The sequence below is a fragment of the Paenibacillus sp. FSL R7-0048 genome (assembly GCF_038004505.1).
GTDB classification, from domain to species: domain Bacteria; phylum Bacillota; class Bacilli; order Paenibacillales; family Paenibacillaceae; genus Paenibacillus_AQ; species Paenibacillus_AQ odorifer.
Map to the genome: position 1 here is coordinate 3313488 of NZ_JBBORF010000001.1, position 11996 is coordinate 3325483.

An 11996-nucleotide genomic window follows, 5' to 3' on the forward strand; every position below is an offset into this window, starting at 1 on the left:
ATTTCTTGTACTCATTGTTTTATCAGCTGTTAGGGAAGAGAATGAATGGTATACTGAAAAAGATTGGTTAGTAGAATTCAGCTGGTTGGATTAAAACATTTCAAAGGGGGATTGTGTTGATGTACAACGTATTATTAGTAGACGATGAGATGCTTGATCTTGAAGGCATGAGACAATTCATTCCTTGGAATGAACTGGGTATGCAGGTCGTGGAGGCAGCGAATAACGCGTTTACGGCATGCGATATTTTAGAACAGCATGTTATTGATATTATAGTTAGTGATGTGAATATGCCGAATATGTCGGGTCTAGAGCTGGCTCGGATTGCCATAGAGAAAAAAAACGATATACGTGTGATTTTTGTAAGCGGTTACCAGGATTTCAGCTATGTGAAACAGGCGCTTTCACTAAAAGCATATAGCTATGTCCTTAAGCCAATGGATGACAAGGAACTTATTGCTGCACTACAGAAAGTAAAGCAGGATTTAGATGATGAAAGTAAACGGCGTGACGTGGAAGAAGCTTATCAGCATATGATTCCTATGGCCAAAAATGATTTGTTGATTCGCTTATTTGAAGGGGAATGGGAGGGGGACACTCAAGCTGGAATGTTGAAGCTTATGAAGTCTTACGGTCTGGATAAGCTGGAGTGGCCTATACGTGTGGCGGTTTTGGAGCTGGATTATTTCAATTGGTTTCAAGAACAGGATAATCTAACTAAACATCTAATGTCCAAGGACTTTCTGTATGAAGTGAATACAATTGCTCAGAAGCACGGTATGCCACATTGCTATAAGGTATCGTCTTATCGAATCGCGTTGTTGATTAACGAACAGGAGATGGAGAAGTTTATTGAAGAAATTTATGAGTCAATTCGCACAAAATTTCCTGTCACTATGACCGTAGGTGTAGGGAAGCCTACATTTGCTATGGACCAGGTCCACACCTCCTATCGGCAAGCTATGGAAGCCGTTGACGGAAAGATGTTTCTCGGCAAGGGCAAACTAATTATGTATGAAACGGTTAGCAGCGAACCTGGAATGATTGATGCCCGTACGTTGGATGCCCGTATGGATACACTTTTTAAAGCGATGAAAGAATATGAGTTAGTCCTTATTTATGACGAGATCGATAAGCTGTTCAGATCCGTGAGTAGTTTAAGATCTAAATTCACGATTCATAATCTAGCCATGTATATTATATGGAAGCTGGATCAGCAGTTGAAAGAGGTTAGTGAGGATTTATTTGAAATCTTAGGTATGGAGTTACATAGTTTAGATATTTTGCTTCAATTCGATACGATCAGTGATATACGCTCTTGGCTTGTACTCAAAACGTTTGAGATATCCGAGTACCTACGCAGCAAAACAGAGTCAGTGAACAATAAACTGATTAGAGAAATTATGCAAATGATGAAGGATAAGATGAGCGAGAATTTTACGTTAAAGGATATTGCACAGCAGTTCTCTTTCTCACCCAACTATTTGGGATATCTATTTAAGGAGGAGACTGGGAAAACGTTCAGCGAAGTACTCATTCAGCTGCGAATGGAACAAGCCGGCAAGCTTTTGAAAGATCCGAAGTGTAAAATCTATGAAATCGCGAGCCAGGTAGGTTACCGTTATCTTCCTTACTTCAGCAGACAATTCAAAGAAGCCTATGGTATGACACCTATGGAATATCGTAAGCGGGAGAAGTGATGGGGGATGATGTTGCATGAAACAACCAAGAAGTAAACATAAGTATGTGCCGATAGGGTATAAATTAATGCTGACGTATATTTTTTTCATTATTATCCCAGTATCTGTGATAGGTTTTGTCTCTCACTCTATGTACAATGATTCATTACGCGAGCATACAAGCTCGAATATTAAAGGTACGTTGTTGCAGATTCGCGATAATATTGATTACAAAATGGGGGAAGTTACCCGGATATCAACACAATTATATAGTGATTATGATTTCTATCGGAATCTTCGAAGCTATGAAGAAGGCTGGGAAAATTATGACCGGATGTCTATGAAGGTACTTCCAAAGCTGGACGTAGCTATTCAATCAACGGGTATGAGGATTGGGATGTCGCTATTTTTAAAGAATGAATCCATTCCTGAGATCTATTCGAATTCACTAGAGGGCTATCTGGATAATAGTAGCTTCTATCATCTTTACCATATGAACCGGATTGAAGGGAAATCCTGGTATTATGATTTTCCAACCGAGAAATATGCGGAGACTATGAAATGGTGGCAGATTGAGCGCGATGTAGAAAATAATCGTATCTCGTTGCTACGTAGATTAATAGATACATATGATCCTCTTGTACCTAAGGAGATTGGCTTCCTGCGGATTAATGTTGGCATTCCAGATCTGTTCAATAGTGTGAATTATACGAAGATAGGAAAAGGAAGTATTCTAATTTTAAAAAACGAGTTCGGAAGAACGATGTACCAATCGGGAGAACTACCAGAGCACAATACCAATGAAGCCGAACTTAATAAGGATTACCTGACGATTAGTGAAACAGTTACGGTTTCTAACCAAGCTTGGCAATTAAACGCGCTAGTTCCAATTACGATACTTGAACAGGATGCAGTGAAGGTACGACTGTTTATTATTTTAATGTGTCTCATCTGTTGTGTTGTCTTTAGTTTTGTCGGCATATTTATATCCCGATATTTTTCAATTCGGATTAATAAGTTCGTATACGTGCTGAATGCCTATCGGGAAGGTGATCTTCACAAGCGTATTTCCTATCGAGGCAAGGATGAATTCTCTCAGATTGCAACCGCATTAAATGATATGGGCGAAAATATCGATATGTTGATTAAAGAGGTATATTTGACGCAGCTCCAGAAGAAGGAAGCAGAGCTTGAAATTCTGCAATCACAAATCAATCCTCATTTTCTATATAATACGTTGTCATCTATTATTCAATTAGCCAAGTTTGGTCAAAATGAGAAGCTGCAGCAGATGGTGCTGGAATTAGCGAAGTTTTATCGCCTGACGCTTAATGAAGGACGAACCATGATTCCGGTCCCGACTGAAATTGAGCAGGCAAACGCTTATTTAGAAATTCAGAAAATTAAATACGGTGATCGTCTGGAAGTTATGTTTGATTTTGATACAGAAATCTGGCCTTATGAGACTATAAAACTGATTCTACAACCATTTATTGAGAACGTGCTAAAGCACGCCTGGTGTGGTGATCACATTCATTTACGCATTGTTGGGCGTAAAGAGGGCAATAATATTCTGTTCCGCATCATTGATGATGGAATCGGCATGAGACAGGAACGTATTGATCAAATTTTTGATCCAAAGGGTCACACGAATACAGGTTATGGGGTCCGTAATGTGGATCAGCGGATTAAACTACAATATGGATCTGAGTACGGCGTAACCATTTTTAGCCGTGTTGGAATTGGCACTTCTGTTCAGATACTCATTCCTGCTAATAAGGGCAAGCGTGGCATTCGTTCGAATGTTGTACATGATGAAAAGGGGTCTTAAAGCTAGTTTTTCTAGCCTAAGACCCCTTTAATTTTAATTAGAATCCTTTATATTGAGGCTCTTCGGACTCCAATTCGGTTACCCGGTTCTCCACTTGAGTTACGATTTGTTGTGTTTGCTCGGCTGCGTTCGTGAACAAGGTTTTTGCACTCTCGTTTTGTGTTTCTAGTGCAAATTGTTCAAGACTGGCTTGAGCACCTTTTAAAGAAGATAAACATGTTTTAACTTGTGAGGCTACTGTCATTGAGTTTCTCTCCTCTGTGTTGGATTATTAGCATGACGAATGCTATTGTCCTCAAATGCTTCTAGCGTTATGCAGGAAAAAAATTCATACTTGTAGTAATAGATGATTTTCCATAAATAAGTAGTGAAATTCCGGATTGAATGCGGCTTTATTGACAAATAATGAGTGTTAGTAAACAAGCTTTGATTCAAAAAGGAGGGTATTTGTAATGCCGGAGTGGTTGGAGGTTGTAGTTCGAACGCTCTTTGCTGTGGTTGTACTTTTCTTTTTAACAAAATTACTGGGAAAGAGACAAGTATCGCAGCTCTCGTTCTTCGAGTATATTACGGGGATAACCGTCGGCAGCTTAGCCGCTTACATTTCTTTGGATACGGATAAGTTATGGCATTTAGGGCTCATTGCACTGATTGTATGGGTGGCTTGTTCTTTAGGGATCGAATACCTTCAGATGAAGAGTAAAAAAGCAAGAGACTTTATTGATTTCAAGTCCACCGTACTAATTAAGGACGGAAAAATACTCGAAGATCATATGAAAAAAGAACGTTTAACCACAGATGAACTGCTGGAGGAATTACGCAAAAAAGACGTTTTCAATATATCGGAAGTGGAATTTGCGATTATGGAATCTGATGGAGCCATAAATGTTTTACTCAAGAGTGAATATCAGCCGGTAACTCCTAAGCAATTGGGTATAAAGGTTGCCCCGGAGAAAGAGTCGCAAGTTGTCATTATGGATGGTAAAGTGCTCGACAAACCATTAGACACCCTAAACCTGACGCGAAGCTGGCTGGATGGAGCCCTTGAGAAAATGGGTTTTACGGTTGAGAATGTTTTTCTTGGACAAGTTGATTCTTATGGTGAGCTGACTGTCGATTTGTATGCCGATAACTTTAAAGTCCCACAGCCGCAGGATAAGCCTCAATTATATGCTTTGCTGAAAAAATGTGAAGCTGATTTAGAAATGTTCGGTTTATCAACAGATAATGAAAAAGCTAAAAAAATGTATGAGCAATGTTCGGAGCAATTGCAAGCTTCACTGAAGGTTTTGAAACCGTTAATTCAAAGCTAAGAATAAAGATAAAGGCACTCTCGAGTAAGATCGAGGGTGTTTTTTATATTAATTTAAATTAATGTAATAATATGGGCATAAAGTAGCTGTACAACTTCGAAATATTAATTATAGTTGAGATTAGGCTGGAGTGATAGATGACACAAGATTGGAGGAATGCCTTCGCTTTTTATTTACATCAGAAAACAAGGAGGAAGATGTTCACGTGAAACTAAAAAGAAGATTTTCATTCGGAATTATGGTTGCGCTTACAACTTCGCTGGTTCTAGGTAATTTGGCATGGAGTAACCCTACCGCTCAGGCAGCAAATATCTTCAGTAATGATTTTGAGAATGGAAGTGCCGACAATTGGACGAGTACAACAGGAACTTGGTCTGTAGTTGAAGAAGGCGGCAATCATGTGTATTACCAATCCAGTCAAAACGAAGGACGTTCGTTCTCCGGTAGCAACACGTGGACAGATTACAGCGTTCAGGTTGATGTGAAGATTGATAACTTCAATGGGACTAATCGAACTTATGTGTGCGGGCGCTATGTTGACGGGAATAACTATTATGCTGCATCTCTGTCTAACAGTAATGGTGGGACGCTTGAAATACGAAAAAAAGTGAATGGTTCAAGTTCAACACTGGCTAGTAAAACTGATTTTCCTATAACTACAGGGACTGCCTATACAGTTAGGCTAGAGCTTAGTGGAGATTCGCTTAAAATGTATGTTAATAATGTTTTACAGCTAAATGCACACGATAACATTTTGACAGCAGGAGGTATAGGACTTGTAGCTTATAAGACAGCAGCGAAGTTCGACAATATCAATGTCTCCGATATCACAACGGGCACTCCGACACCAACGCCTACTATAGCTCCAACAATTGCACCAACGGTAGCTCCTACGGCTACTCCAACAGCAAGTGCAACTCCCACTGCGACAGTAGCTCCAACCGTCACACCAACAGCAACACCAACAGCAACACCAACAGCAACACCAGTTGCAGGCTCTATTTATGTAGCTCCAAATGGTCTGGACAGCAACGCAGGAACAATTGGTAGTCCAACCACACTGGCCTCAGCGATTACGAAGGTAGCCCCCGGGGAAACCATCTATATGCGTGGAGGGGTTTACACGTATTCTTCAACAATAATTGTTGGACAAGATAATAGCGGAAGCTCTAACTTACGAAAGAACATCGCTGCATATGGGACTGAGAAGCCTATATTGGATTTTTACGCCCAGCCATTTGACCCAGCTCAACGTGGTTTGCAGATATACGGTAACTACTGGAAGGTAAAAGGATTAGAGATAAGAGGCTCAGGAGACAATGGGATCTTTATTGGCGGGAACTATAACATTATTGAGAATGTTGAAACCCACCATAATCGGGATTCGGGACTGCAAATCAGCCGGTATGCTTCATCACTGACCAGCATGAGTCAATGGCCGAGCTATAATCAGATCATTGGAGTGTATTCTCATGATAATTATGATCCGGATAACGGGGAAGACGCTGATGGTTTTGCTGCTAAGCTGACCATAGGTCCTGGTAACGTATTCGATAAATGTATAGCTGCATGGAATACAGATGACGGCTGGGATCTTTACAGTAAATCAGAAACAGGCCCCATCGGAGTGGTGACGATCAAGAATAGTATCTCCTATAAGAACGGACAGACCTCAGATGGAAATTCAACGGCAAACAGTGATGGGAATGGATTCAAACTAGGTGGTGAAAAAATTGCAGTAAACCATATTGTGCTGAATAGCATAGCATTTCAAAATAAAAAACACGGATTCACTTACAATAGTAATCCAGGTTCCATTCAACTAACAAATAATACTTCTTGGAGTAACGGACAGAGTAACTTTGCTTTTGATGCCGGTACTCACCAATTTACGAACAACTTGTCTTTTGCTGGAGGATCGAGTGACAAAACAAGTGGAACCGATATTCTAAGTACTAATGTGTGGTGGAAAAGTAATGCAAGTACCAATGCCAAGGGTTTGGTGGCCAGTGCCGCTGATTTTGTAAGTCTTACACCTTCAGTGGTGCGAAATGCAGATGGTTCTTTTAGTCTGGGCAGTTTCCTCAAATTAACTGGGGGTAGCGATCTAACCGGATCTGGAACACCTAGCGGAACTAATATTGGTGCAACTTTTCCGTGATTTGAAAGCTAGGGGTTTGAGCTCCTTATTAAAGTGACTCTGTAGGATTAGATAGGTCATTTTATTCGATATTTTGATGGGCATGAGTCCGGTACTATACCGGATTTGTGCCTATTTGGTTTGTTTTAAGTATAAACCTTCCATCACGTTGGCAAACTAAGCCAGATTAACAAGTCACAATTTTGGAGGTAGTCTGCAGATGTCTGGAATTATTGAAACAATAAAAGAACAACTGGAAGGATCTAGTGATGCAGTTTTTCAAAACATTCGCCTTCATGGGCATTCCTGTGACTTGATCTATATCCCATTCATCGTAAATTCCCTGAGTCTTCATAAAGATATTGCATTGCCGCTAAAAAATGAAGCAAATTCAGAGCACAAATGGCCGGATTTTTTAGAACGACTGGATCGAGGAGCTGTTTTTCCCATCCCGTATCTTAAGGAGTTTGACATAAACAAGGCTGTGGATTTGATTGTCGCTGGAAAAGTAGTGCTTTATTTTGAAGAGCTTCCTTATGTTTATTATTTTGAGATCACGCAATATCAGAAAAGATCGGTTACGGAATCACAAAATGAACTTGTGGTGATTGGACCACAAGAAGCATTTATTGAAGATATTGAAACAAATCTGTCCCTGCTCCGACACAAAATTAAACATCCGGATCTAAAGACTATTCATTATACGATTGGTAAATATACCAAAACTGATGTGTATGTTGTATATATTGAAGGACTTTATAAAAAAGAAGTTCTTGCTGAAATTGAAAAGCAACTAAATGAAATAGATATTGATGGCATATTGGGCATTAGTTATATATCGGAACAATTACGGAAGGGGAACTTGACACCATTTCCGGTATTTCAATATACAGAACGCCCCGACTCGGTGGCAGCTTCTTTAATGGAAGGCCGGATCGGAATATTACAGGATGGCACACCCACTGCAATGATTGCACCTACCTCTTTTTTTACAATGCTACAATCCTCTGAGGATTATTATCAAAGCTTCTATGCCGCAAGCTGGATTCGAATCGTTCGATTTGTGTTCTCCATCATATCGATGATTCTTCCATCGCTTTATGTTGCGATTACAACCTTTCATCCTCAGATCATTCCCTCAAACCTGTTAATTACGATAGCATCTGCCAGAGAGAACATTCCTTTCTCAGCATTGACTGAGGCTTTGATTATGGAGCTTACCTTCGAAGCCCTTAGAGAAGCTGGAACCCGAATACCAAAGCCTGTAGGCCAGACCGTTTCAATTATTGGCGGTATAGTCATCGGTCAGGCTGCGGTGCAAGCGGGAATTGTATCCGCTCCTATGGTTATTGTTGTTTCCATTACCGGTATTGCCACCTACATTATTCCCCATTATGAGCTCGGTCTGACTTTTCGCTTACTTCGTTTCCCTTTATTGATTATGGGGGGAACAATGGGTTTGCTCGGGGTATATATTACAGCTTTTTTGATTTACGGGCATTTAGCTAATCTTAGACCGTTAGGATCACCATATTTACAACCCGTTGCCCCTTTGGTGTTAGAAGATTGGAAGGACACATTATCTCGCTTTCCCTCTAACTATATGAAGAAACGCAGCAAACTTTATAGCAACAGGAATCTAAGGAGACAGAATCAAAAATGAGAACTCTAAAGATAGGAGTTGTTATACTTCTACTCCTAAATTTAACAGGCTGTTGGTCTTCAAAGGTGGAACTGGACGAATTAACCTTTGTGTACGGCTTATTTATAGATGTAGGCAAAGAAGCAGGCACCGTTGAAATTACGATTAACTCTCCTTTGCCCAATCGTCTAAACTCGGGAAGCCAGCCTTCAAGTGGTGGCGGTGATGGGAATAGTTATTCTACAGTTTCTAAGACCGCAGATACGATCGCAGACGCCATGTTACTAGTTCAGAAAGATCTGACACGTCAACTTAGTCTTTCCCAATTGAAAATAATTGTCTTAGGGAAAGCTTATGCAGAACAAGGGATTGGTGAACTCCTATTATGGATTAGAAGAGAGCCAAGTCTCCCCCTTGGAACCTATGTCATGGCTAGTCCCGGCAGTGCAAAAGAGATGAATACATTAACACCTATCTATGAACAATTGCCTTCTGATGTACTGAGGAGCTTTGGAACAGAAAAATACATGTTTTCGACTACAATTAAGGACTGCATATTCGCTGAGGCTTCGGGCGTTGGATTTGCTATAAATAATCTTTCATTTGGTAAAAAAGAAGAAACTACAAAAGAAGGTAAACCACAATATTGGGCAGGCATTCAAGGAGCTATGTTGTTTCAGAATGAGAAAATGAAGGGAATACTAAAGCTTAAAGAGGGGAGGGCATTGGCATGGGCCGCAGGCAAGCTTAAGCTGTCGGTTTATTCTGTTACCTGGGATGGTGGAGAAAGTGCAGCAAGTGTTGTATTTGTTAGCGCCAAATCTTCGAAAAAAGTAAAAATAACGGATAAAGGTCCAGTTTTTACAGTGAAATTAAAGGGAAAAGCTAGTGTGATTTATTTAAGGGATCCTAAGAAAAGAAATCTAGAAGAGATCAGTAATATCATTACAGAGAAACTAAGCGATAAAGTAACTGCTAATCTGACCGAAGCTATACATTTATCCCAAAAAGCAGGTGCGGATGTTCTACAGCTGGGCATGTTGCTGGAATGGAATGATCCGAAACTTTGGAAGCAATTAAGAGAACGTTGGGATAATTACTACGCTCATGAGGCAGATATTAAGGTGAAGACGGACTTTCGGATTGTGGATTTTGGAACAGCAAAATAAAGAACTGAGGAAGGAGAAGTTATGCGTACAACAAAGTGGCAGCTGTTCCGGTTTATCACCATTTTTTTTAGCTCACAAACCACCATTTTTTTGATACCAGCTATTATTGCTACTTCCTCTTATCAAGGCTGGATTGCATTAATCGTTGGCTCCTTATTAGGATTGATATTATTGTGGTTTACAATCTATGTTGGTAAGCTGCGACCTAATCAAGCTTGGGTTCACTTTGGAAAAGAGATCATTGGCAAATGGCCACATAAATTTATGATTCTGCTCCTACTATGCTGGTGTGTTTATTATGTTTCTTTCGATATAGAGAATTTCGTACTATTTTTCGGCTCGAATTATTTAAGAGGAACTCCACCTCTATTTATCCAGTGTGTCGTTGGTCTCGTAATCATGTACACGGCAAGTCTAGGATTTGCAACAATTACATATATGGCCGATGGATTATTTATTATTTTCTTTATTACCGTGATCATTTTATTTAATTTATTCCTTCCAAACGCGGACTTTAATATGGTACCTGCTTTCTTTCATTATCATGATCCTGGAATCGCCCTGAAAGATTCTATTGTGGTCATGTCATGGTTTGGAGAATGGATTGTCCTTTTGTTCATTGCACCTGATTTAAAAATTGAAGCGAAAATGATGAAAAGATTAGTATTTGCGCAGTTCTATGTTTCAATTACGGTCTTAATAGGATGGTTATTGACAATGATGAGTTTTGGTCCACATTTAGGCCAGCAACTCCAATATCCTTTTCTTGAGATGGTGCGTAGTTCGAAAGAAGATAATTTATTAGGTAATACAGACCCGCTTTTGATTGGAATATGGTCGTCTTCGATGTTTATTCACAGCGCTTTCCTTATCTATATAGCTTCAAAATGTGTAGCAAGTTTGTTTAATACTAACAGTAAAAAAATTTACGTTCCCCTTTTAACACTGGCTTCAGTGACAATAGCGTACTTATATTCACGCGACGTCGGAAGATATTACGAACACTACAAAAGCTTTGCCATTGTGATCATTTGGCTAATCGTTGAAAGCATACCCATCTATTATGGGATTGTAGCCTTCTTTCGATATCGGCATAAGACTGCGAAATGAAAATCGAATGGAAGACGGGTGCTGTCTAATTATGGGCAGTGCCTTTTTTTGTGAATTATAAATCGGGTACGCTTTCTGTTATGATTAAAGCACTTATTACATAATTATCCTCAGATTGGATGGTGTATTCACATGAATCTTCAAGAAGTAGCTGAACTTATCAAATCTATTAGGGGCAATCTTGCCAAAGTCATTGTAGGAAAAGAGGAGGGAGTAGACCTGCTGCTGACCGCATTACTTGCGAATGGACATGTCTTGCTGGAAGATGTACCTGGTACGGGTAAAACCTTGCTGGCAAAGGTGCTTGCCAAATCATTGGATTGTTCATTTAAGCGCATACAATTTACGCCGGATTTATTGCCTTCCGATTTAAGCGGGATCAACTATTACAATCAGAAGACGGGAGAGTTTCAGTTCAGACCGGGTCCGGTATTTGCTAATATACTGCTGGCTGACGAAATTAATCGTGCAACACCTAGAACCCAATCCAGCCTACTGGAGTGTATGGAGGAACGGCAAATTACTATCGATGGGGTAACGCACGGATTAGAAGCACCGTTTCTTGTCATTGCTACTCAGAATCCGATAGACAACCAAGGGACCTTCCCACTGCCTGAGGCTCAATTAGATCGATTTTTGATGCGGATTACTACGGGTTATCCTACCTTTGATGAAGGGATACATATTTTGCAGCGTTTTCGTGAGAATAATCCGCTCGAAGAGTCTTTTCCTGTAGCAACGGCACAAGATATTCAAGCCGCACAGCGTTTAGCCGCATCGGTAAGTATCAGTGATGATTTATTAGGTTATATCGTACGGATAACGGAAGCTACCCGCAAATCTACGGCAGTAAAACTGGGTGCGAGTCCACGTGCCAGTGGCGCGTTGCTTAGATCAGCTCAGGGATATGCACTTATTCAAGGCAGATCCTATGTAACACCGGATGATATCAAAGCCGTGGCTGCTTCCGTGCTTGCACATCGTCTGCTGCTTCATCGGGGATTAGGCTCAAGAGAGGGACAAGCCGCGGATATTGTATTGCAAGTGCTTCGTGAAGTTGAGGTGCCTGCTGAACCCGTGACGTCCTTAAGAGGCGGAAAGGTGGAATGACC

General features: G+C 40.4%; 9 protein-coding genes. 8 read left to right on the forward strand and 1 reads right to left on the reverse strand.

Annotated features, from left to right (window positions below; all coding sequences use genetic code 11):
* The first annotated feature begins 119 nt into the window (after positions 1 to 119).
* A complete protein-coding gene (locus NSQ91_RS14925; protein WP_076129316.1) occupies positions 120 to 1700 on the forward strand; it encodes a response regulator in 1581 nt (526 codons plus the stop codon).
* A 16-nt stretch (positions 1701 to 1716) separates the two neighbouring features.
* On the forward strand, positions 1717 to 3510 hold the full coding sequence (locus NSQ91_RS14930; protein WP_076305056.1) for a sensor histidine kinase: 1794 nt from the start codon (positions 1717 to 1719) through the stop codon (positions 3508 to 3510).
* Positions 3511 to 3547: 37 nt separating this feature from the next.
* Here NSQ91_RS14930 and NSQ91_RS14935 read toward each other — a convergent pair whose 3' ends face one another.
* A complete protein-coding gene (locus NSQ91_RS14935; RefSeq protein ID WP_036678243.1) occupies positions 3548 to 3754 on the reverse strand; it encodes a DUF1657 domain-containing protein in 207 nt (68 codons plus the stop codon).
* 208 nt (positions 3755 to 3962) lie between these two features.
* Here NSQ91_RS14935 and NSQ91_RS14940 point away from each other — a divergent pair, with 208 nt between their 5' ends.
* The 6 genes from NSQ91_RS14940 to NSQ91_RS14965 all read left to right on the forward strand — a co-directional run bounded on the left by NSQ91_RS14940 (position 3963) and on the right by NSQ91_RS14965 (position 11994).
* Positions 3963 to 4823, forward strand: a complete 861-nt coding sequence (locus tag NSQ91_RS14940; protein ID WP_076305057.1) for a DUF421 domain-containing protein — start codon at positions 3963 to 3965, stop codon at positions 4821 to 4823.
* Between the two features lie 859 nt (positions 4824 to 5682).
* Positions 5683 to 6984, forward strand: coding sequence for a right-handed parallel beta-helix repeat-containing protein (locus NSQ91_RS14945; RefSeq protein ID WP_256716590.1), 1302 nt, complete (start codon positions 5683 to 5685; stop codon positions 6982 to 6984).
* Positions 6985 to 7183: 199 nt separating this feature from the next.
* A complete protein-coding gene (locus NSQ91_RS14950) occupies positions 7184 to 8626 on the forward strand; it encodes a spore germination protein (protein ID WP_076129319.1) in 1443 nt (480 codons plus the stop codon).
* Positions 8623 to 9774, forward strand: coding sequence for a Ger(x)C family spore germination protein (locus NSQ91_RS14955; RefSeq protein WP_076129320.1), 1152 nt, complete (start codon positions 8623 to 8625; stop codon positions 9772 to 9774). Before NSQ91_RS14950 ends, NSQ91_RS14955 begins: the two co-directional genes overlap by 4 nt.
* Positions 9775 to 9795: 21 nt before the next feature.
* Positions 9796 to 10884, forward strand: a complete 1089-nt coding sequence (locus tag NSQ91_RS14960; protein ID WP_076280720.1) for a GerAB/ArcD/ProY family transporter — start codon at positions 9796 to 9798, stop codon at positions 10882 to 10884.
* A gap of 132 nt (positions 10885 to 11016) precedes the next feature.
* The gene (locus tag NSQ91_RS14965) at positions 11017 to 11994 is read left to right on the forward strand and encodes an AAA family ATPase (RefSeq protein ID WP_076305058.1); all 978 of its coding nucleotides are present in this window, start codon (positions 11017 to 11019) and stop codon (positions 11992 to 11994) included.
* Positions 11995 to 11996 lie beyond the last annotated feature (2 nt).